A 21,229-nucleotide genomic window follows, 5' to 3' on the forward strand; every position below is an offset into this window, starting at 1 on the left:
GTCCGACCGGCCGGCCGACGGGTGGGGACCTGGCGCTCAGCCCTTCGTCATCGCGACGGTGCGCAGGTCGAACAGGCCGAGGTTGGTCCACGGCAGCTGCTCGGCCCCGACGACCTTCGGGGAGGCGATGGTGGCGCTGGTGAGGTTGCAGAGCGGGATGAACCACGCCTCGGTGAACAGCCGCTGCCACAGCTGGTGGTACTGCGTGGCGCGCTCCCCGACGCTGGAGCGGGGGTCGGCGGCTTTGGCCGCGATCGGGGCGACGCTCTCCGGGTCGGTGGCGAGCTTGTAGTTGCCGGTGAGGTAGTTGTCCACCGTGCCCGCCGGGTCGAGGCGTGGGTTGAAGGTGTTGGACACCTCCAACTCGAAGTCGCCGGCGATGAAGCGGGCCTCGGTCTCGGAGTTCGGCGTCGGGTTGAGCTTCGCGTCGATGCCGGCCTGTGCCATGGCGGCCTGGATGGCGGTGGCGGGCTGCTCGGTGTTGGTGCCGGCGGAGAAGCTGATCGACACCTTGGCCCCGCCGGCCTCGGCGATCAGCGCCTTGGCCCTGGCCAGGTCGAACTCGTACGGGTAGGTCGCCGCCGGGTCCGCCCACGGGCTGTCGGGGTAGATGCTGCGGGTGGGCGTGCAGGTGTCGGCGAAGAGGGCGCGGATGGCGGCCGGGTCGATCGAGCGGGCGATGGCCTCCCGGACCCGCTTGTCCTTGAGGTCGCCCATGTCGGCGCGTAGCAGGATGCCGAGGACGTTGCGGAACGGGCGGGTGGTGACCTTGAGCTGGCCGGCCTCGCCGAGCTGGCGGGCCTGGACGACCTCGTTGGCCGAGGAGACGAAGCTGAGGTCGGTCTGACCGCTGATGACGCCGTTGAGTCTGGTCGCGCCCTCGGGCACGCGGGTGATCTCCATCCCGGCGAGGCGCCCGGCGTTCGGGTCCCAGTAGGTGCCTTCGGCGCGCTTGACGACGTACTTCTCGTTGGGCACGAACTCCGTGGCGACGTACGGGCCCGAGCCGGCGTTGCCGGGGGCGCGCTTGAGGTCGACGCCGTCGGCGATCGCCTTGGGCGAGACCATCATGCCGGCGGCGGTGGCCAGGGCCGAGGGGAGCACCGCGCCGGTGCCCGGCGTGAGGTTGAGGCGCACGGTGTGCGCGTCGACGACGGTGACGCCGGTGATGGCGGCGAGGTCCTGCTTGATGGTGCTCGTCGGCAGCGTCTGGCCGCGCTCGATGTTGACCTTCACGGCGGTCGCGTCGAAGGGCGTCCCGTCGTGGAAGGAGACGTCGTCGCGCAGGGCGAGTTCGAGGTGGGAGCCGTCCTTGGCGTAGGTCCACGAGGTCGCCAGGCCGGGGACGATCCCGTCCCTGGAGTCGACCATGGTCAGCCGGTCGTAGATCAGCGTGAGGTAGGGGTAACCGCCGGGGGCCGGCTGGGCCGGGTCGAGGTTCTGGAACGGGGACGAGGCCGTGACCCGCAGGACGGCGTCGGGGTCGATCTCCCCCGTGCCGGCGCCGGTGGCGCCGGGGTCGCTGGTCGGAGTGCCGGAGCAGGCTCCGAGGGCGAGGGTGGCGAGCAGGCTGGTGGCGACGGCGAGGCGTCGGTGGTACGGGAGGCGGGACAAGGTGCTCCTTCCTGACCTGCGGCCCGAGCCGGGAGCGGCTCCGGGGCCGGTGGCGGGTGCCCGGGTGCCTGGGGCGCGCGGCCGGGGTGCCGGCGGGCCGTTCGGCAGTGGCCGTACGGGCGCGGTGGTCACGGTGGGTGGTGGTTGGCGTCGGCGGCATGCTGCCCGCCTGGAGCTGCTCGGCACGCGGCGTCCCCGAGGCTGCCGGCATGCGGCGCCCCCGCGAGCCAACCAAGCGCTCGATTGGGACGGTAGGGGCAGGCTGCGGGCGCGTCAATGGGCGGACGCCACCGTTGCCAGCACGCCACCGGGCCGCTAAGGTGCGATCAAGCAAGCGCTTGGTTGCCCCTGACCGGCCGAAGGAGTCCGCCCGGTGGAAGCCACCCTCGCCACGGCACAGCCCCGCGACGCCGGCATCGACGCCGTCGCCTCGGCCACCCGCCGGCTCGTCGACGCCATCACCCGCGCGGGTGGGGCCATCGACGCCGACGCCGACCGGATCGTGGCCGACCTCGACGGGCTCACCGCCCGGATCGACGCCCACGCCCCGGACCTCTCCGAGCGGATCGCGACGATGTGGCGCCAGCCCGGCCCGGGCCGTTTCGACCCCGCCGGCGGCACCGAGAACCCGCTGTCGCCGCCGGTGAGCCTCTGGGTCGAGCCGGACGGCTCACTGCGCGGCGAGGTCACCCTGCGGCTGGCCTTCCAGGGCCCGCCGGGGCACGTGCACGGCGGCACCTCGGCCATGCTCATGGACCACGCCCTCGGCATCGCCAACGCCCGCGCCGGGTACGCCGCGGTGACCGTCGGGCTCGACGTCTCCTTCCGCGCGGCCATCCCGATCGGCTCGACGATCACGATCCTGGCCCGGCACGACGGGCGCGACGGGCGCAAGGTACGCAGCTCCGGCGAGCTGCGCGTCGGGGACCTCACGTGCGTCACGGCCACGGGCACCTTCGTGCTCATGGACGACCCGTCGACGCGGGACAGGTTCCGACGACTCCCGAGGGAGCACGCATGAGCACGAGTCCCGACCCGACCAGTGCCCCACCCGGTCCGCTCGCCGGCCGCGGAGCCCTCGTCATCGGCGGGGGTGGCGGCTTCGGCCGCGCCATCGCCGCCGCGCTGGCCGCCGACGGGGCCACCGTGACGATCATGGGGCGCACCGAGGCGACGCTGCGGGCGGCGGCCACGACGATCGCCGTAGCCGCTCCCGGGGCGCCGCCGGTGCGGCTCAGCGTCGGCGACTCCGCCCACGAGCAGGACGTGGCCGCCGCGGTGCGCGTCGCCGACGAGACCCCCTTGGCGGCCGTCGTCACGACCGTCGGCGGCGGCACCTTCCGGCCCGTGCTCGCCCTCGACGCCGAGACCCTCGAGCACGACTTCCGGCGCAACGTCACGACGGCGCTGCACGCGATCCGGCACGGCGGACAGGCCCTGGCCGCGCGTGGTGGGGGCTCGATCGTGTGCACCTCGTCGAGCGCGGGCGGGCACTCCTTCCCGTTCATGCCGTCGTACTCGGTGAGCAAGGCCGCGCTCGAGGCGCTCGTCCGGGTCGCCGCCGACGAGCTCGGCCACCTCGCGGTGCGGGTCAACGTCGTACGCCCCGGCATCGTCGCCACCGACGGGAAGAACCCGGGCCTGCTGCTGGCCGACCCCGAGCTGGCCGCCGCGACCGTCGCCGAGAAGCCCCTGGCGCGGGTCGGACGCGCCGAGGACGTCGCCGCCGCGGTCCGCTTCCTGTGCGGCCCCGAGTCGTCGTGGGTCACCGGCGCGTGCCTGCCAGTCGAGGGCGGGGCGCACCTGCGCCGCGCGCCCCGGCTGGAGAAGCTCGCCCGGATCGTCAGCGGCGACGAGGTCGTCGACGCCGCCCTGGCGGGCCGCATCCCGTGACGGCGGCACAGGCGCCTGCCGCCCGGATGGAGCTGGCCACGACGCTGCCGCCGACGACGGCGCTGCGCGAGGTGCCCACGGTCGCGGCGCGCATCGAACGGCTCGGCTTCGACACCGTGCACGTCCCCGAGACGACGCACGACTCCCTGGCGGTTGCCCTGCTCGCGGCCGAGCACACCAGCCGGATCACCGTACGCACCAGCATGACGCTGGCCTTCCCCCGCAGCCCGATGGTGACCGCGTACGCCGCGTGGGACCTCGCGCGGTTCTCCGGGGGTCGCTTCCAGCTCGGTCTGGCCACCCAGGTACGCGGCAACATCGTCGGCCGCTTCTCGGTGCCGTGGGACCGGCCGGCCGAGAACCTGCGCGACTACCTTGCCTCGATCCGGGCGATCTTCGCCGCGTTCACCACGGGCGGGCCCCTGGAGCACGAGGGCAGCCACTACCACTTCACCCGGCTCCAGCCCTACTTCAACCCCGGCCCGCTGCCGACCGCGGCCCCGGCGCTCTACACCGGCGGGGTCAACCGGCGCGTCTGCGAGGTGGCCGGCGAGCTCGCCGACGGCTTCGTCACCCACGCGACGAACTCGCACCCGAGCCACCTGCGCACGGTCGTGCTCCCCGCACTCCGCGCCGGGGCCGAGCGGGCCGGACGCGCCGGGATCCCCCGGGTCGTCGTCGTCTCCAAGTCGATCACCGGGCGGACGCCGGCCGCACTCGCCGCGAGCCGCGACTCCGCCCGCCAGGAGCTGGCGTTCCTCTTCTCCACCCCGGCCTACCGGACGACCCTGGACCGGCTCGGCCTGGGCCGGGTCGGCGAACGGCTCGCCGGGATGGCCGCCTCCGGGCGCTGGGCGGGACTCGCCGACACCCTCGACGACGAGACCCTGGCCACGCTCATCCCGCACGGCACCTACGCCGAGCTGCCGGACGTGCTCGAGCAGGCCTACGGCGGGCTCGCCGACGGGCTCGGGCTCGGGCTGCCGCTCGACCCGGCGGACGACGAGGACTTCGGCGCGCTGCTCGAACGCCTCCGGCGCATCCCGACGAGTACCGCGGCCGGCGACCCGCCCGCGACCGGCGGCCCCAGCGACGAGGCCACCGGCGCGACGCGCGGCGGCACCGGATCGGAGACCCTGTCATGACCGCACGCGTCGGGCTGCTCACCCCGGTCGTCGTCCAGCACCCGCGCACCGCAGCCGCCTGGGAGCGGGACGTCCTGGCCGGCCCCGACGTCGGCGGTGCGCTGCTGGCGATCGCCCGCGCCGCCGACGACCTGGGCTACCACCACCTGACGTGCAGCGAGCACGTCGCGGTGCCCGCCCCGATCGCCGCCGAGCGGGGCGGGACGTACTTCGACCCCGTGGCCACGCTGTCGTTCCTCGCCTCGGCGACGCGCCGCGTCCGGCTCGCGACGAACGTCGTCGTCATCGGCTACCACCACCCGTTGGCCCTCGCCAAGACCTACGGCACCCTCGACCTGCTCAGCGGCGGGCGCGTCATCCTCGGCGTCGGGGTCGGCAGCCTCGAGGAGGAGTTCGACCTGCTCGGCGCCGAATTCGCCGGGCGCGGCGCGGTCGCGGACGAGGCGATCGCGGCCCTGCGCGCCGCCTGGGGCAGGGCCGTGCCGCACCACGAGGGGCCCCGGTTCACGTTCACCGACTTCGTCGTCGAACCGCACGCGCCACGCACCACGGTGCCGCTGTGGTTCGGCGGGCGTACCCGCCGCTCGCTGCGCCGCGCCGTCGCGTACGGCACCGGGTGGGTGCCGTTCGGCCTCGGGCCGCAGGACCTGACCCGCCTGTGGAACTCCGTGGAGCGCCCGGACGACTTCGACCTCGTGCTGCAGATCCCGCCGCTGGACCCGCTCGGGGACCCGGACGGCGCCCGCGAGCACCTGCGCACGGCCGATGCCGTCGGGGCGACCGCGGTCAACGCGAGCCTCGTCGCCACCTCGGCGGCCCACCACCTCGCGCAGATGGCCGCGCTGCGCGAGCTCACCCCGGAACGCTTCGAGACGAACGCGGCCACGACCTGACCGGCCACCGGCCGGATCGGCCCGCGAGAAGCCCGCTCGGAAGGAACCCACCATGACCGACTCGCAGCCCGACCGGCTCGCCCGGCTCGAAGCCCGCCTCGAACAGGCCGAACGGCGCCTCGCCGCCGCCGAGGACCAGCTCGCCCTGTGGCGGATCGTCGCCGGCTACGGCCCCGCCGTGGACAGCGGCTCGGCCGAGGTCACCGCCCGGATGTGGACCGAGGAGGGCGTGTACGACACCTACCCGGTCGTGCTCGACGGCCGGGACGCGCTGCGCGGCATGGTGACCGGTGAGCGGCACCAGGCCCTGATCCACTCCGGTGCCGCCCACCTCATGGGCCTGCCGCACATCGTCGTCGACGGCGACCGGGCCGTCGTGACGAACTACTCGCAGCTCGTGCTCCGCGCTCCCGACGAGAACGGCTACCGGATCTGGCGCACCGGCTCCAACCGGTGGGAGTTCACCCGCACCGACGAGGGCTGGAAGGTGACCCACCGCTGGAACCGCCAACTCGACGGCACCGACGAGGGCCGCGACATCCTCGCCCGCGCCGTCGAGTCCGAGGCCTGAGTCCGCCCGCACCGGTCGCAGCGCCCCGGGCCCGGGACCCCCGCGTGGGGTCCGGCGGCCCCGGTCAGGCCTCGTTGGGCATGTTCGACCAGCCCTTGCGGTCGGCCCGCGCGTACCAGCCCGAGGCGGCCAGGGTCCCGCCGTCGACGGGGATGGTGTGCCCGGTGACGAAGCGGGCGTCGTCGCTGGCGAGGAACTCGACGACGGCGGCGTAGTCGTCGGGCTCGCCGAAGCGCCCGACGGGGATCCACGTGCGGATGAGCTCCGGGTCGCGTCCGCGCAGCATCGCCGCGGCCGGCGTCTGGGGCGTGTCGGCGAGGTCGGGCGCGATCGCGTTGACCCGCACCCCGTGGCCGGCGACCTCGACGGCGAGGCTCCTGGTGAAGGCGCTGACCCCGGCGTTGTAGGCGGAGTACGGGGCGCACGCCGGGATGCCCCGGAAGGCCTCGACGGTCGAGTTGTTGACGATGGCGCCACGGCCCCGCTCGACCATGCCGGGCAGCAGCGCGTGGGTCATCGCGAGAACGTGCCACAGGTTGACCTCGTAGAGGGCCTGCCACTGCTGCGGGGTGGAGTGCAGGAAGGTCCTTGAGGCCGGACGGAAGTCGCCGACGTTGTTGACGAGCACGTCGACCCGCCCCGAGTCGAGGGCCGACGCGGCGGCGACCGCGGCGGCGACCCCGTCGGCGGTGCGTATGTCGGCGAGGACGACCTCGACCTCGCCGCCGGCGCCACGGATGTCGGCGGCGGTGTCGACGGCGGCCGCCCCGTCGATGTCGACGAGGACGACGTGGGCGCCCGCGGCGGCGAGCCGGCGGGAGATGCCGCCGCCGATCCCGAGGGCACCGCCGGTGACGACCGCGATCCGGTCCTCGAGCCTGCGGGTGGCGCTCATCCGCCGGCGCCTTCCTGGTCGGTCCTGATCGCGGAGACGCGGTGGCGTTCGATCCAGTCGATGGTCACGGCGCGACGCGTGAAGGCCCATCCGTCGTCGGTGCGCGCGTACTCGTCGTCGTAGTGCAGGAACCAGACCAGGTCCGAGGGCCCTTCGCGACCGGGCAGCAGGTGGTGGGCCGTGCCGCGGACCCGGCCACGGGCCCCGGTCGGCGTCGGCAGGTAGCGGGCCCCGGCCACGACGTGGGTCGTCGCCAGCGTGCCGGCGAGTGCCCCGAGCGCGGCCACGACGGCGGGGCGGCCGGCGTGGGACACGTGGGGGTCGAGGTGAGCCGGCGGATCGGGGACGACGAGGACGCCGTCCGGGACGAAGAGCGCGCCGACCGCGGCGGCGTCACGGTCGTCGGCGGCCGCCGCATACGTCTCGGAGAGTACGCGCAGCGCGGCGAGGTGGGCCGCGTCGAGGCCGGTCACGACCTGGGAGCGGTCGCCGCGCGCACGACCTCGACGAGCTCGGCGGCGGCACGCTCGCAGTCACCGCGGGTGTAGCCGAGCAGTGCGGTCTCGGCCGGATCCGGTTCGTAGGCGAGGACGTTGCCCCGGCCCTGGACGATCAGCGAGTCGGGCATGAAGGGGTGCGGCTCGTCGCGCTCGGCAATGGTGCGGTTGCCCCCGGCCGCGTCGACGAGCAACTGGAAGAACTGCGCGAACGTGAGGTTGGCGTCACCGACGAGGTACGCCGCGCCCGCCGTGCCGCGGTCGAGCGCGCCGCCGATCGCCTCGGCCAGGGACCGGGCCGACAGGTAGTTCGTGCCGCCGGCCGGTGCGTGGTCGGGGATCTGCGGCTCGTTGCCGGCCGCCCAGGACACCATGCGGCGGTAGCGCTTGGCCGTGACGCCGGGGATGGCACCGATGATCGAGGGTGGGTTGAGGGTGCAGACCGTGAAGGAGGTGTCAGCCAGCGCCCGGGCTCCCTCGTCGGCGTCGCGGCGGGCGGCGACGTAGGCGTTGGAGTCGGCCAGGTCGGGTCGCAGGTGGTGGTAGTAGCTGCCGACCTGGACGAAGCGGGATACACCCGCGCTCTTGGCGAGCGCGGCGAAGGCCGGCACTCCCCCGCTCTGGGTCTCCTTCCAGAACTGGGTCTCGTCCACGTCGCGGGGCAGATGGCGTACGTCCTGCCCGGCGGCGAAGACGACCGCGTCGAAGGGGGCCAGGTCCTTGCGGGTGAAGGTCTGGCGGGTGTAGTCCCCGACCAGGGCGGGCAGGTCGGCGACGGGCGAGTCCGCGTCGACCGCCCCCCGGGCAGCGACGGTGACGTCGTCTCCCCGGTCCCGCAGGTGGAGGGCGGCGTGGGCCCCGATCATGCCGGTTCCACCGACGACGAGCACCTTCATCGTGAGGTCTCCTTGCGTAGTGAGGCGACTCCCCGGCGCGAATCTGGGAGCCCGCCTGATGCCGAGCCTACCAACCAAGCGATAGGTTGGTAAGTGTGAGAGTGGGACTACGGCGTCAACCGGGTGCACGCACACACCCCAGCGGTACCGAGGAGTGCGCCCTGACGCAACAGGTGTGCACGCGCCAGTAAGGACAGCCGTGTGCCGCGGCAGCATGCTCGTTCCACAACGTCCGTGACAGACGGGAGGAACCCATGGCAGATCTACGGAAAACCCGGGTACTGGCGATCGCCACCGCGGCCGTCGCGCTGCTCACCGCCGCCGCGTCCCCGGCGCGGGCGGACACCACGCTGGAGGTGAGACCGGGTCTCAGCCCGTTCTTCTCCGACGGCAGGAACGGCAGCGGACCGCGGGAGTACGTGACCCGCAACCTGAGCACGGAGGCCCGCAACCAGTACCTGCGCAGTTGCCGGTCGGGCTACTCCTGCTACGCCGTGGGAGAGGGCGACGGTCAGCACACCTTCTTCGAGCTCTACTACTGCGACGATCGGAACCTGACGAACTTCCTGGGCCGTGGCGCCGCCGTCAACCACCAGACGGACGACGCGGTCGCGCACCTCAGCGACAGAGAAAGCGTGACGAAACAGGCGATCAACCCGGACAACATCCCGGTCTCCGTCGACTGGGACCCGATCTGGTACATCCACCCATGCTGACCCGGTGAGCGGGCCCGCGCCGTCGTGATTTGGGGCGACGGCGCGGGCCCGCGGTCGTGCGCGCACCTCTCCCCCCGGTGCGTCCACCGGCGGCCGGCCGGCGACTCACCCCGGCACCCCGAGCACGTGCGTGCTGCCGGTGCGCGCCGGCCACGGCAGCGCCGCACGGTCGAGCTTGCCGTTGGCGGTGGCGGGGAAGCCGTCCACGAACACCACCGCGGCCGGCACCATGTAGTCCGGCAGCGCGGCGGCCACGTGCCGGCGCAGCTCCCGCACGGTCGGACGGCAGCCGGGGGCCGGCACGACGTAGACCACCAGGGCGCGCTCGCCGTCGCGGTCCGGCCGGGCCAGCGCCACCACGTCCTTCACGCCGGCGTGCCCGCGCAGGCGGTGCTCGACCTCCGCCAGCTCCACCCGGGCGCCACGGATCTTGACCTGACCGTCGACCCGGCCGAGGAAGGTCAGCACCCCGTCGGGGCCGAAGCTCGCCCGGTCGCCGGTGCGGTAGAGCCGGCCGCGCGGGTCGGGCCCGAGCGTGTCCGGGACGAACCGCTGCCGGGTCAGCTCCGGCTGGCGGTGGTAGCCGAGGGCGAGGACGTCGCCGCCGATGAGCAGGTCACCCGGCACCCCAACCGGGCAGGGTCGCAGGTCCTCGTCGACCACCCAGTACTGCGCGTTGTCGATCGGCCGCCCGTACGGGATGCTCCGCCAGGCCGGGTCGATCGCGCCGACCTCGAACCAGTTCGACCAGACGGTCGCCTCGGTAGCGCCGCCGAGGCTGACGATCGTCGCCCCGGTGAAGACCGACCGCACCTCGTCCGGCAACGTCAACGGCGTGTAGTCGCCGCTGAGGTAGACCAGCCGCAGGTCGCCGGTTCCGGCGGCGCCCCGGTGCGCGCCGAGCAGCGGCGCGAGGTGGGCCAGCGTGGTCGGCGCCGAGTTCCAGTACGTCACCGGCTCCCGCAGCAGCACGTCGAGCAGCAGTTCCGGGTCGCACCGCTGCGCGTCGTCGGCGACGTAGACGCCCGCCCCGTACGCGGGCAGGCCGAGCAGGTCGAAGACGGACAGGTCGAAGCCGAGCGAGGTGACCGACAGGCCCAGGTCGTGCGGGCCGAAGCCGTGCGTGCGGCGGCACCAGGCGAAGAGGTTGTGCAGCGACCGGTGCGCCACGGCGACGCCGTTGGGCCGGCCGGTGCTGCCGGAGGTGAAGACCACGTAGGCGGTGGAGTCCGCGCCGGTGCCGGGCTCCGGGCTCCGCAGCTCGCGCCGGTCCGGGACCGGGGCGTCGGCGGGTACCGTGCGCACCCCCGGCGGCGCCGACCAGCCGTCCTCGCCCGCCGTGCCGACCAGCAGCCGCACACCGGCCTCGGCCAGTAGGGTGTGCGCCCGTTCGGTCGGGAGCGCCGGCTCGACCGGCACGTAGCAGCCGCCCGCCTTCAGCACCCCGTACACGGCGACCGCCAGCAGCGGGCCGCGCGGCACCCGGATGCCCACCGGCGTCTCGGGTCCGACTCCCTGGTCGCGCAGCGCCCAGGCCAGCCGGTTGGCGAGCCGGTCCAGCTCGGCGAAGCTGAGCGCGCCGCCGGCCCAGCGCACCGCCACGGCGTGCGGGCGGAGCCGGACCTGTGCCTCGAACAGCCGGTGCACCGGGCCGTCCGCGGCGTACGCGCGGGCGGTGGCGTTCCACGCGCGCTGCTGCGCGGCCGGGTCGGATGCGGCAGGTCGGGGCACGGCCGGGTCGGTCGACGGGCGGCCCGGCGTGGTGGTCATCGGCTGCCGGCCAGCACGGCGGTGATCACGTCGGTCAGGTGCACCAGGAGCGGCGGCTTCATGATTCCGATGTGGTCCCCCGGCACCCGGTGCAGCTCGATCCCGCCGCCGATCAGCTCCTCCCAGCGTTCGAGGTAGTCGGCGAACGTCTGGCCGGAGGACACCACGTGCTGGCCGTTGGCGAGCGCGTCGCTGGCGATGAGGTGCAGTCTGCCGGCGTAGCGGGGGTTCGGGTACTCGATGAGCGCCTGCAACGACTCCCGCCAGACCCGGACCATCCGTGGCCAGGCGGCGCCGACGCCGCGCTCGGGCAGCGCCATGCCTTCCTTCTCGTCGATGTCGTTGGCCACCCGCTCGTAGAGGTCCATGATCTCGGCGCGCCGCTCGGGCGTGTCCGCCTCCGGCCCGCCCCGGTCGATCTCCAGCACCAGCTTCTCCAGCCGGCGCACGAAGCCCATCTGCTCGTAGAACTTCGGCCGGGTCTGCGCGTCCAGCACCGGGTCGAGGAGCATGAAGGTCACCTCCTCACCGGCGTCCAGCAGCAGGGTGGCGAGCTCCGCCGCGATGGTGCTGCCGCCGCACCAGCTGAACAGCCGGTACGGCCCGTGCGGCTGGGCGGCCCGCAGCTCGTCGAAGTGCCGGCGGGCCATCTCGGCGGCGGTGGGGATCGTGGCGTGGTCGCCGTGCGGCTTCGGCCACTCGAACGCGGCCAGTGGCAGCTCCGGGTCCAGGTACGGCAGGAAGCGCTGGAACCAGTGGGCGCTGCCGCCGCCGGGGTGGATGCAGAACAGCGGCGTGGCGCTGCCGCGCCGCAGCCACAGCAGTGCCCGGTTGCGGCTGCCGGGCGCGGCCGGCGCCTCGGGGCCGCCGACCGCGCCGTCGGTGATCGCGGCGGCCAGCCGCGCGACGGTCTGGTGCTCCAGGAAGGCCCGGAACGTCAGCTCCACGCCGTGCGACTCCCGCAACAGCGAGATGACCCGCATCATCGCCATCGAGTGCCCGCCGAGGTCGAAGAAGTCGTCGTCGATGCCGACCCGGTCCAGTCGCAGCACCTGCGCCCAGGCCTCGGCGATGGTCTGCTCCAGCGGTGTCCGGGGCGCCACCGGCGCGATCCGCGTGGCGGCGGGCCTGGGCTCGGCCGCGACCAGCGCGGCGCGGTCGACCTTGCCCGAGGCGGTGACCGGGAACTGCCCGACGACGTGGCAACGGGTCGGCACCATGTGCGCCGGCAGCCGGCGGCGTACGTGCTCGCGCAGCTCGGCCGGGGACGGGGCGGCGCCGCAGCTGCCGGCGGTGAGCCGGACGAACGCCACGAGAGTCGCCTCCTCGGTGCCCGCCGCGGCGACGGCGACGGCCGCGGCGGCGACGCTGGGGTGCGCCTCCAGCGCGTGCTCGACCTCGCCCAGCTCGATGCGGAAGCCGCGGACGCTGACCTGCTGGTCGCCGCGCCCGTGGAAGCGCAGCGAGCCGTCGGCGGCGCGGGAGACCACGTCGCCGGTGCGGTACATCCGGCTGCCGGGCGGTCCGAACGGGTCCGGGACGAACCGGTCGGCGGTCAGCGCCGGGCGGCCGAGGTAGCCGCGGGCCAGGCCCGCGCCGGCGACGTGCAGCTCGCCGCGCACCCCGGCGGGCAGCGGCCGGCCGTCGACGTCCAGGACGTGGCACCGCACGTTCGCCAGCGGGGTGCCGATCGACGGCATCCGGTCCGGCGAGCCGGGGGCGACCGGCGCGTACGTGGCGGCGACGCACGTCTCGGTGGGGCCGTAGAGGTTGACGAACGCGGCGTGCCGCGCCCACCGGTCGGCCTGCCCGGCGGGGCACGCCTCGCCGCCGACCAGGGTGACCCGCAGCCGCGGGAAGTCGGCCGGGTCCAGTCGGCTCAGCATCGACGGCGGCAGGAAGAGGTGGGTCAGCGTGGCCGCCTCGGCGCGCAGGTCGCCCGGGTCGCGGTCGGGCGCGGGCAGCACCAGCTCGGCGCCGGCGGTGAGCGCGGCGACCAGCTCGGACACCGACGCGTCGAAGCCCACCGCGAAGAACTGGAGCATCCGGTCGCCCGGCCGGACGTCGAAGACCTCCTGCTGGGCGTGCCGGAGGTTGAGCAGCGCCCGGTGCGGCACGGCGACCCCCTTGGGCCGGCCGGTCGAGCCGGACGTGTAGGTGACGTACGCCAGGTCGTCCGGCGCCACCGTCACCTCCGGCGCGGTGACAGGCATGTCGAGCTGGGCCGACTCGTCGGTCACGTCGACCGTCGGCACGCCCGCCGGACCGGCCTGGACGAGGCCGACCGGCAGCCGCCCGGCGGCGAGCAGCACCGCGGCTGCCGTGTCGTCGAGCATGAACCGCAGCCGTTCGACCGGGTACGCCGGATCCAGCGGCAGGAACGCGCCGCCCGCCTTCAGCACGGCCAGTACGCAGACGGCGAGGTCGGGCGTCCGCGGCAGGCAGATGCCGACGACCGTGCCGGGGCCGACGCCGAGCGCGCGCAGCCGGTGCGCCAGCCGGTTCGCGCGCAGCTCCAGCTCGGCGTAGTAGACCTTGACGACGTCCTGCCGCAGCGCGACGGCGGTGGGCGCGGACCGGGCCTGCCGCTCGATGAGCCGGTGCACCGGCTCATCGGTGGGGAACGCCCGGTCGGTGCGGTTCGGGTCGACGAGCACCCGCTCGCGGTCGGCCGGCGCCAGCGTCACGGTCCGCGGCGACGGCGACACAGCCGGGGTGGCGTCGGGACCGGCGCCGGGGTCTCGGGCGGCACCGGGCCCGGCCGCGCTGGCGGCCATCGACGCCAGCACCTGCCGGTAGGTGCGGCCGACCAGTTCCAGGTACGGCCGGTCGATCCTGCTCGGCCGGCCGAGCAGGCGCAGGTGGCCGGGGAACGACACCGCGGAGAACGGCTGCTCGCTCGGGCTGAAGTCGGCCTCCAGGTCGATGCCGGAGTTCCAGTCGAGCATGTGGAAGTCCAGGTACGTGAAGCTGACGTCGACCAGCGCCGACGCGTGCCGGCCGTCGCGCCGCATCGCGGCCATCGGATAGCGCCGGTGCGGCCACATCCGCGCCTCCCGCGTGAAGACCGCCCGCACCAGCTCCGGCCAGCTCGCGGCGGTCAGGTCTGCCGGGAACGGCACCGTGTTCAGGTACATGCCGATCACCTCGTCGCCGCGCAGCCGCTCCGGCCGGCCGTTGCCGACCAGCCCGGTGAAGAAGCGCTGCCGCCCGGTGACCACGCCCCAGGCCGCGAGGTGGGCGGCGTGCAGCACGCTCTTCAGCGACGCCCCCGCGTCGTCCGCGAGCCGGCGCAGCGCCGGCTCCAGGTCGGCGTACTCGACGACGACCTGCTCCGGCGCATCGTCGGCGCCGGCCGGCCCCTCGGCCCCGTCCGCCTGACCGCCCCACTCGGCCGGGATCTCCAGCTTGTCGGCGGCCGTGATGGTGGCCGCCCAGAAGTCCCGGTCGGCCGCCGAGCGCAGCGACTCCTGCTCGGCGGCGACGAAGTCGGCGAACCGGACGGCCGGCAGCGGCGCCGGCCGGGGCACGTCGCCCCGGCGCAGCGTCCGGTAGTAGCCGAGCAGCTCGGCGATCACCGACGTGTGGCTCCAGCCGTCGAGGATCGCATGACACTCGACGTGGGTGAGCCACCACTCGCGCTCGCCGGTCTGGTGCACCGTGTAGCGCAGCAGCGGCGGCACGGCCAGGTCGAACGGCGCGGCACGCTGGGCGAGCAGGAAGTCGTCGAGGACCTGGCGCCGCGCGGCCGGCGGCAGGTCCCGCAGGTCGTCCAGGTCCACCGGCAGCTCGGCGGTGCGGTGCACCAGTTGCAGCGGCCGCGTGTAGCCGGCGAGCGCGAACGAGGTACGCAGGATCTCGTGCCGGCGCACCAGCAGTGCCGCGGCAGCACGCAGGTCCGCCAGGTCGAACGGCGCCTCGTCCTCGATCCGGTAGCAGCTGACGTTCACGTAGACCGGCCGCTGCGCGGCCAGCATCTCGTACACCATTCCGGCCTGGATCTCGCCCATCGGGTACGCGTCGACCAGGCCCGGCGGCAGCAGCGCGCGGTCGGCCTCGGACAGCAGCGCGAACGGCGCCACGACCGGCTGCTCGGTCACCTCGGCCGGCTGCTCCGGCGCCCGGGTGCCGACCAGTTCGGCCAGCTCGGCCACCGTGGCGTGGCTGAACAGGTCGTGCACCGACACCGGCAGGCCGGCCGCCCGCAACGCCCCGACGGCGCGGATCGCCCGGATCGAGTCGCCGCCGTGCGCGAAGAACGCGTCGTGCCGGCCCACCGCGTCGACGCCGAGCGCGTCGGCCACGGCGCGCGCGATCGTCCGCTCCAGCGGGGTGCGTGGCGCTTCCGCCACCGGCGCGGTGTCGCTCGGCGGCGCGGGCAGCGCGCGGTGATCGACCTTGCCGGCGGCGGTCAGCGGCAGCGCGTCGAGCACCACCCACCGCGCGGGCACCAGCTGGCGGGGCAGCCGGGCCCTGGCGTACGCGGCGACGCCGTCCCGGTCGACCGCCGGCCCGACCTGCCCGGCGCCGGCCTCGGCGGCCGGGCCGACGAGGTACGCGACGAGCCGGTCGTCGTGCACGGTGACCACGGCGGCGGCGACGTCCGGGTGCGCGGTGAGCACCGCCTCGACCTCGCCCGGCTCGATCCGGTGGCCGTGCAGCTTCACCTGCCGGTCCAGCCGGCCCAGGTACTCGATCGTCCCGTCGGCGCGGTGCCGGGCCAGGTCGCCGGTGCGGTAGAGCCGGTCCCCCGGCCGCGTGCCGAACGGGTCCGGCACGAACCGGTCGGCCGTGGCCGCGGGGCGGCCCAGGTAGCCGCGGGCGAGCTGGACGCCGGCCACCACCAGCTCGCCGGGCACGCCGACCGGCAGCAGCCGCAGGTCCGCATCGACGACGTGGGCGCGGGTGTTGGCGACCGGCCGGCCGATCGTGACCGGCTCCCCGGGCAGGCACCGCGCCGCGGTCACGTCGATCGTCGCCTCGGTCGGGCCGTAGAGGTTGTGCAGCTCGCAGCCGATCCGCTCGGACACGGCCGCCGCCAGCTCGGCCGTCAGCGGCTCGCCGCTGGCGAAGATCCGGCGTACCGAGGGCAGCTCGCCGACGGGCGTGTCGAGGAAGGCGCGCAGCATCGACGGTACGAAGTGCAGCGTGGTGACGCCGTGCTCGGCGATCGCCGCGGCCAGGTACGCCGGGTCCCGGTGCCCGTCGGGGCGGGCGACGACGAGCGTCGCGCCGGTGACCAGCGGCCAGAACAGCTCCCAGACCGAGACGTCGAAGCCGTAGGGGGTCTTGTGCAGCACCTGGTCGGTGGCGTTCAGCGGGTACTCGCGCTGCATCCAGGCCAGCCGGTTCACGAGCGCGCGGTGGGTGATCACGACGCCCTTGGGCGGGCCGGTCGAGCCGGAGGTGTGCAGCACGTACGCCGGGTGGTCCGGGTCGGGGTCGCCGGGCGGCGGCCCGTGCGGGGCGGTGGCGTCCGCGTCGGGCCGGAGCAGCGTGCGCGTGGCGGTGCCGACGCTGTCCCGGTCGGTCACCACGACCCGTACCGCGGCGTCGGTGAGCAGCTGCTCCAGCCGCTGCGGCGGGCTCTCGGTGTCCAGCGGCAGGTAGGCGCCGCCGGCGGTGAGCACGGCCAGCAGCGCGGCCACCAGGTCCGGGCCGCGCTCCAGGCACACCCCGACCACCGACTCGGGGCCGACGCCGGCCGCGCGCAGCCGCGACGCCAGCGCGGTGACGCGGGCGTCGAGTTCGGCGTACGACAGGCTCCGCTCCGTAGTCCGCACGGCCACCGCGTCCCCGCTGGCCGCCACCTGGGCCCGGAACAGCGCGGGCAGCGTGCTGGCCGGCACGTCGGTCGCGGTGTCGTTCCAGCCGTCGAGCAGCTGCTCGCGCTCGGCCGGCGGGAGGATGTCGATGTCGGCCAGTGGGACGTCCGGGGCCGCCGCCACGCCGGCCAGCAGCCGACCGACGTGTGCGACGAGGCGCTCGATCGTGGCGCGGTCGAACAGGCTGGTGGCGTAGACGGCGGCGCCGGCGAGCGAGCCGTCCGGGCCCGGGCCCATCGACAGGGTCAGGTCGAACTTGGCGTCGGCGAACGGGATCGGCACCGACAGGACGTCCAGTCCGGGCGCCTGGAAGTCGTCCGACCCGGCCTCCTGCCAGACGAACATCGTCGAGAAGAGCGCCGTCCGCGCGGGGTCGCGGACCGGCGCCAGCTCCTCGACGAGCTGCTCGAACGGCAGCTCCTGGTGGGCGAAGGCGTCCAGCGACGTACCGCGGACCCGCTCGACCAGCTCGCCGAACGTCGGATCGCCGGCCAGGTCGGCCCGCACCACGACGGTGTCCACGAAGAGCCCGATGAGGCCCTGCACGTCGTCGTGCCCACGGCCGGCGACCGGGGTGCCGACCGTGACGTCGGTCCGGCCGCTCCACCGCCCGAGCACGGCCGCGTACGCCGCCAGCAGGACCATGAACGGCGTGGCCCGGTGGCGACGGGCCAGCTCACCGAGGGCCGCCGCCACCTCGGCGGGCACGGTGAACGGCACGACGTCGCCGGCGGAGTCCCGTACCGCCGGCCGTGGCCGGTCGGCCGGCAGGTCCACCGGCGTGGCGCCGGCGAGCTGGCGGCGCCAGTACGGCAGCTGGGTCTCGCGCAGCTCGGCGGTCCGCTGCCGCTGCCAGGCGGCCACGTCGGCGTACTGGGCGGGCAGCGGGGGGAGGTCGGCCGGGCGACCGTCGAGCGCGGCGGTGTAGCGGTGGCGCAGCTCGTCGCGCAGCAGGCCCTCCGACCAGAGGTCCATCGCGATGTGGTGGGTCGTGAGCAGCAGCAGGTGCTGGTCGGGTTTCCGCCGCACGAGCAGCGCACGGAGGACCGGCCCGCCGGCCAGGTCGATCGGCTCGCGGTCGACCGAGACGAGCCGGTTCAGCAACGCGCACTGGGTGTCGCCGTCCAGGTGGGTGAGGTCGCGGATCGGCAGCGGGACCGGGGCGGGCGGGTCGATCAGCTGCACCGGCTCGCCGTCGGGGCCGACCGGGTAGCGGGTGCGCAGCACCTCGTGCCGGGCCACCAGCCCGTCCAGCGCGGCCCGCAGCGCGTCGACGTCCAGCCGGCTGCCCGGCCGGTCGGTCATGTGCAGCGCGATCTGCACCAGGTACTCGACGCCACCGGGGCGAAGCCGGTCGAGGATCCACAGCCGGCGCTGGGCGTACGACAGCGGTGGCGGGTCCGCCCGCGACGCCGGGGGGATGCCCGGCTCGGGGAGCGGCGCGAGGCCGAGCAGCCGGCGCTCCAGCAGCTTCTCGTGCGGGGTGGGCGACTCCAGCATCTCGGTCATCGGGTTCCTTCCCGGGCGGCTCGGGACAGCAGGTCCTGCACCTGGCTGTCGGAGAGTCGGCTGACGTCGGCGCGGACCGCGGCGGTGACCACGGCCGCGAGTCCGGCCACGGAGGTGGCCTCGAACAGGACCTGCAAAGGGAGATCGACGGCGAACGTCTGCCGCAGCGCGGTACGCACCCGGGCGACCAGCAGCGAGTGGCCGCCGAGGTCGAAGAAGTCGTCGTCGGCGGCGATGTCGTCGACGCCGAGCAGCCGCGACCAGATCCCGGCGACGACCTGCTCGACCGGGCCGGCCGGCGCCGCCGGGGCGGGTGCCGGCGGAACGGGGGCACCCGCCGGCACGGCCGCAGACGCCGGCCCGGCCGGCGCGCCGGACGCCGGGGCCAGCCGGACCGCCGGGGCCTCCGGTTCGCGGGTCGACCGCTCCAGCAGCGCCACGTAGTCCTCGGCGAGCCGGAGCATCGTCGTCCGGTCGAACAGGCCCCCGGCGTACTCGAGAACGCACCGCAGGTCGCCGGCCGCGGTGCGGCAGACCGTGAACACCAGGTCGAACTTGGCGTCGGTGGGGCTCATGGGCAGCGGCCACACCGTGGCGCCGCCGAGCGTGCCTGGCGTCTCCGCCGTGTGCAGGACCTGGAACATGATCTCGAACAGCGGGTTGCGGGCGGGGTCGCGGCGGGGCCGGACCGCCGCCACCACGTCCTCGAACGGCACGTCGTTGTGCAGGAGCGCGGCCAGCACCGTCGTGCGCACCCGGTCCAGCACCTCGGTGAACGACGGTTCGCCCGCCAGGTCGGTCCGCAGCACCAGGGTGTTGACGAAGAAACCGATCAGGTCCTCGGTCTCCGGCACGTCCCGCCCGGCGGCGGGCATCCCGACGGCGATGTCGGTGCGGCCGGTCCGGTGCGCCAGCAGCACCTGGAAGGCCGCCAGCAGCGTCATGAACGCGGTCGTGCCGTGCCGCTCGCCGGCGGCGGCGACCAGCCGGGCGACGCGCCGCGGCACGTCCACGGTGAGCATGCCGCCGCTGGGGTCGCGGCGGGTGCCGCGCGGGCGGTCGGTGGGCAGCAGGACCGGTTCGAGCCCGGCGAGCTGGTCGCGCCAGTAGCCGACGCCGGCCGCGCCGGCCGCTTCGCGCCGGGCCCGCTGCCAGGCCGCGACGTCGGCGTACTGCACCGTCGGCGGCGCCGGCACGGGCCGGCCGGCCGCCAACGCGCGGTACGCGTGGTCCAGGTCGCGCAGCAGCACGTCGCACGACCAGGCGTCGGCGGCGATGTGGTGCAGGGTGAGGCCGACCAGGTGCTCCGTCGGCGCGAGCCGTACCACCACGACCCGCAGCGGGTGCTCCCGGCGCAGGTCGAACGGCCGGCCCGCCACCGTGTCGAGCAGCGCCGCCGCCCGGGTCGCGGCGTCCGCTCCCCCGGTCAGGTCCACGACCGTCACGTCGGCCGGGCCGGGCGGGTCGACGACCTGCACCGGCTCGCCGTCGCTGTCCCGGTACCGGGTGCGCAGCACCTCGTGCCGGCCGACGACCGCGGTCACGGCGCGGGCGAACACCGCGGGATCCCACGGCCCGCGCAGGCGCATCCGCAGCCAGACGAGGTATTCGGTGCCGTCGCCGTGCAGCCCGTCGAGGAACCACAGCCGCTCCTGTCCGGGCGACAGCCGCAGCGCGCCGGTGCGCGGCACCGGCCGGATCCGGGTGCCGCCCGGCGGCGGGGCGTTCGTCTGGTCGGGCATCCGGCTCGGCATCGGCGGTCTCCCCTTCACCGGCGGTCGGCGTCGGATCGAGACTGGTGGACGCGAGCGGGCCGGAACCAGAGAAGGACCGGCAGAGGCGTTGCCGGTCCTTCTCTGTCCCGGCACGAGCCGCGATCGGCAGAGTGGCATCGAGTCGGCGCGCGGCACACCGGACGCAGGAGCGGGTCCGGACGCCCGGGACGGGACACCGACGACGGCCCCTGCTACCGAAAGGCGCGGCGACATGCCCGGAACGATCGCGGTACGGACGATGGCGTCGTTCCTGCCGCAACGGTCGGTCCCGGTGGCGGAGCTGCCGGAGCTGGCGTACCTGGGGCCGGCCGAGCGGGAACTCTGCGCCGGGCTCGGTATCGACCGGGTGCGTACCGACCCGGAGCTGGACGCGTTCGACCTGGCCGCGGGAGCCGCCACCCGGGCGCTGGGCGCCGCCGGGCTGGACCCGGCACGCATCGGGGCGCTGGTCGTGGTGGAGTCCCGCGCGCCGGCCACCCTGATGAGCTCCGCCGAGACCCGGCTACAGGCGTACCTCGGCGCCGGCCGGGCCCTGACCTTCGCCGTCGGCGGGCTGGGCTGCGTGTCGACCACGCCGGCGCTGCTGGTGGCGCGCGGCCTGCTGGCCGCCGACCCGGACCTGACCGACGTCCTCGTCGTGCACGGCAGTACGCCGGCCACGCCCCGGCGCTACCGGCACCCCGTCACCGTCAGCGGCGACGGGGGCATGGCCGTGGTCGTCTCGCGGGACGGGCCGCTGCGGGTGCGCGACGTGCTCCAGGAGACCGACGGCCGCTACTGGGACCTGTTCCGGGTGGACTACCGGGACCGCCCGTCGGCCCGCTGGACCGAGCAGTGCCGCGACCCCCGGGAGTACTCCTTCCAGCTGGCGCTGGAGAGCCGCAACCGGCTGCGCGCGATGTACCGGAGCCTGCTGGACCGCAACGGGCTGACGCCGGCGGACGTCGCCCGGCACGTGAGCCACAACCTGTCGGCGGGCGCGTTCCGGTTCGTCGAGGAGACGCTCGGGGTGACGGTCGCCCCGACCTGCCGCGACAACCTGCGCGACCTGGGCCACCTCGGCGCGAACGACGTCCTGCTCAACCTGGCGACCGAGATCGGCACCGGGCGGCTGCGGGCCGGCGAGCGGGCCGTACTGGTCAGCTCCAGCCCCGTGGCCGCCTGGAGCATGGTGCTTGTCGAGTTCGACGGCGATCCCGTCGCGGCCGTCGCGGGAGACTGAGATGGGAG

The 21,229-nt window shown here is 75.0% G+C and carries 14 protein-coding genes; 7 read left to right on the forward strand and 7 right to left on the reverse strand.

The window, feature by feature from the left end:
• Window positions 1-36: 36 nt before the first annotated feature.
• A complete protein-coding gene (locus AC0OO9_RS03360) occupies window positions 37-1,614 on the reverse strand; it encodes an ABC transporter substrate-binding protein (protein WP_484515475.1) in 1,578 nt (525 codons plus the stop codon).
• A gap of 373 nt (window positions 1,615-1,987) precedes the next feature.
• On the opposite strand from AC0OO9_RS03360, the gene AC0OO9_RS03365 reads away from it, so the two are divergent.
• The 5 genes from AC0OO9_RS03365 to AC0OO9_RS03385 are packed head-to-tail and all read left to right on the forward strand — an operon-like array spanning window position 1,988 to window position 6,116.
• Window positions 1,988-2,635, forward strand: coding sequence for a PaaI family thioesterase (locus tag AC0OO9_RS03365; RefSeq protein ID WP_484515477.1), 648 nt, complete (start codon window positions 1,988-1,990; stop codon window positions 2,633-2,635).
• Window positions 2,632-3,507, forward strand: coding sequence for an SDR family NAD(P)-dependent oxidoreductase (locus tag AC0OO9_RS03370; RefSeq protein WP_484515479.1), 876 nt, complete (start codon window positions 2,632-2,634; stop codon window positions 3,505-3,507). The genes AC0OO9_RS03365 and AC0OO9_RS03370 overlap by 4 nt, the downstream gene beginning before the upstream one ends.
• Window positions 3,504-4,652: a TIGR03617 family F420-dependent LLM class oxidoreductase gene (locus AC0OO9_RS03375; RefSeq protein ID WP_484515480.1), complete on the forward strand. Its 1,149-nt coding sequence runs from the start codon at window positions 3,504-3,506 to the stop codon at window positions 4,650-4,652. Before AC0OO9_RS03370 ends, AC0OO9_RS03375 begins: the two co-directional genes overlap by 4 nt.
• The gene (locus tag AC0OO9_RS03380) at window positions 4,649-5,545 is read left to right on the forward strand and encodes an LLM class F420-dependent oxidoreductase (protein ID WP_484515481.1); all 897 of its coding nucleotides are present in this window, start codon (window positions 4,649-4,651) and stop codon (window positions 5,543-5,545) included. The genes AC0OO9_RS03375 and AC0OO9_RS03380 overlap by 4 nt, the downstream gene beginning before the upstream one ends.
• Before the next feature lie 52 nt (window positions 5,546-5,597).
• Window positions 5,598-6,116, forward strand: a complete 519-nt coding sequence (locus tag AC0OO9_RS03385; RefSeq protein ID WP_484515483.1) for a nuclear transport factor 2 family protein — start codon at window positions 5,598-5,600, stop codon at window positions 6,114-6,116.
• A 64-nt stretch (window positions 6,117-6,180) separates the two neighbouring features.
• Here AC0OO9_RS03385 and AC0OO9_RS03390 read toward each other — a convergent pair whose 3' ends face one another.
• From AC0OO9_RS03390 to AC0OO9_RS03400, 3 genes are read right to left on the reverse strand one after another with little or no spacing between them, the layout of a single operon-like run.
• Window positions 6,181-7,011 carry an SDR family NAD(P)-dependent oxidoreductase gene (locus tag AC0OO9_RS03390; protein ID WP_484515484.1) on the reverse strand — a complete coding sequence of 277 codons (831 nt, stop codon included), beginning with the start codon at window positions 7,009-7,011 and terminating at the stop codon, window positions 6,181-6,183.
• Complete coding sequence (locus AC0OO9_RS03395; RefSeq protein WP_484515486.1) at window positions 7,008-7,484, reverse strand: nuclear transport factor 2 family protein; 477 nt, start codon at window positions 7,482-7,484, stop codon at window positions 7,008-7,010. The genes AC0OO9_RS03390 and AC0OO9_RS03395 overlap by 4 nt, the downstream gene beginning before the upstream one ends.
• Window positions 7,481-8,404: an NAD-dependent epimerase/dehydratase family protein gene (locus AC0OO9_RS03400; protein ID WP_484515488.1), complete on the reverse strand. Its 924-nt coding sequence runs from the start codon at window positions 8,402-8,404 to the stop codon at window positions 7,481-7,483. Before AC0OO9_RS03400 ends, AC0OO9_RS03395 begins: the two co-directional genes overlap by 4 nt.
• A gap of 254 nt (window positions 8,405-8,658) precedes the next feature.
• Here AC0OO9_RS03400 and AC0OO9_RS03405 point away from each other — a divergent pair, with 254 nt between their 5' ends.
• Window positions 8,659-9,120 carry a hypothetical protein gene (locus tag AC0OO9_RS03405; RefSeq protein WP_132236591.1) on the forward strand — a complete coding sequence of 154 codons (462 nt, stop codon included), beginning with the start codon at window positions 8,659-8,661 and terminating at the stop codon, window positions 9,118-9,120.
• 105 nt (window positions 9,121-9,225) lie between these two features.
• Here the strand turns inward: AC0OO9_RS03405 and AC0OO9_RS03410 are convergent, their stop codons facing one another.
• Genes AC0OO9_RS03410 through AC0OO9_RS03420 form a run of 3 tightly spaced genes read right to left on the reverse strand, consistent with a single transcriptional unit; the run spans window position 9,226 to window position 19,978 of the window.
• Entirely contained in the window at window positions 9,226-10,890 is a 1,665-nt protein-coding gene (locus AC0OO9_RS03410; RefSeq protein ID WP_484515489.1) for an amino acid adenylation domain-containing protein, read from the reverse strand.
• A complete protein-coding gene (locus AC0OO9_RS03415; RefSeq protein ID WP_484515490.1) occupies window positions 10,887-18,224 on the reverse strand; it encodes an amino acid adenylation domain-containing protein in 7,338 nt (2,445 codons plus the stop codon). The genes AC0OO9_RS03410 and AC0OO9_RS03415 overlap by 4 nt, the downstream gene beginning before the upstream one ends.
• Window positions 18,221-19,978: a condensation domain-containing protein gene (locus AC0OO9_RS03420; RefSeq protein WP_484515491.1), complete on the reverse strand. Its 1,758-nt coding sequence runs from the start codon at window positions 19,976-19,978 to the stop codon at window positions 18,221-18,223. Before AC0OO9_RS03420 ends, AC0OO9_RS03415 begins: the two co-directional genes overlap by 4 nt.
• Before the next feature lie 232 nt (window positions 19,979-20,210).
• On the opposite strand from AC0OO9_RS03420, the gene AC0OO9_RS03425 reads away from it, so the two are divergent.
• Window positions 20,211-21,221 carry a ketoacyl-ACP synthase III family protein gene (locus AC0OO9_RS03425; RefSeq protein WP_484515492.1) on the forward strand — a complete coding sequence of 337 codons (1,011 nt, stop codon included), beginning with the start codon at window positions 20,211-20,213 and terminating at the stop codon, window positions 21,219-21,221.
• Window positions 21,222-21,229 lie beyond the last annotated feature (8 nt).

It is taken from the genome of Micromonospora sp. USAFONa4 (assembly GCF_057197825.1).

Excerpts from the sequence above, each read along its gene's own strand:
- AC0OO9_RS03425 (WP_484515492.1), top strand. The coding sequence starts at position 20,211 with ATGCCCGGAACGATCGCGGTACGGACGATGGCGTCGTTCCTGCCGCAA.
- AC0OO9_RS03380 (WP_484515481.1), top strand. The coding sequence starts at position 4,649 with ATGACCGCACGCGTCGGGCTGCTCACCCCGGTCGTCGTCCAGCACCCG.
- AC0OO9_RS03415 (WP_484515490.1), bottom strand. The coding sequence starts at position 18,224 with ATGACCGAGATGCTGGAGTCGCCCACCCCGCACGAGAAGCTGCTGGAG.
- AC0OO9_RS03390 (WP_484515484.1), bottom strand. The coding sequence starts at position 7,011 with ATGAGCGCCACCCGCAGGCTCGAGGACCGGATCGCGGTCGTCACCGGC.
- AC0OO9_RS03410 (WP_484515489.1), bottom strand. The coding sequence starts at position 10,890 with ATGACCACCACGCCGGGCCGCCCGTCGACCGACCCGGCCGTGCCCCGA.
- AC0OO9_RS03400 (WP_484515488.1), bottom strand. The coding sequence starts at position 8,404 with ATGAAGGTGCTCGTCGTCGGTGGAACCGGCATGATCGGGGCCCACGCC.
- AC0OO9_RS03420 (WP_484515491.1), bottom strand. The coding sequence starts at position 19,978 with ATGCCGAGCCGGATGCCCGACCAGACGAACGCCCCGCCGCCGGGCGGC.
- AC0OO9_RS03370 (WP_484515479.1), top strand. The coding sequence starts at position 2,632 with ATGAGCACGAGTCCCGACCCGACCAGTGCCCCACCCGGTCCGCTCGCC.
- AC0OO9_RS03385 (WP_484515483.1), top strand. The coding sequence starts at position 5,598 with ATGACCGACTCGCAGCCCGACCGGCTCGCCCGGCTCGAAGCCCGCCTC.
- AC0OO9_RS03405 (WP_132236591.1), top strand. The coding sequence starts at position 8,659 with ATGGCAGATCTACGGAAAACCCGGGTACTGGCGATCGCCACCGCGGCC.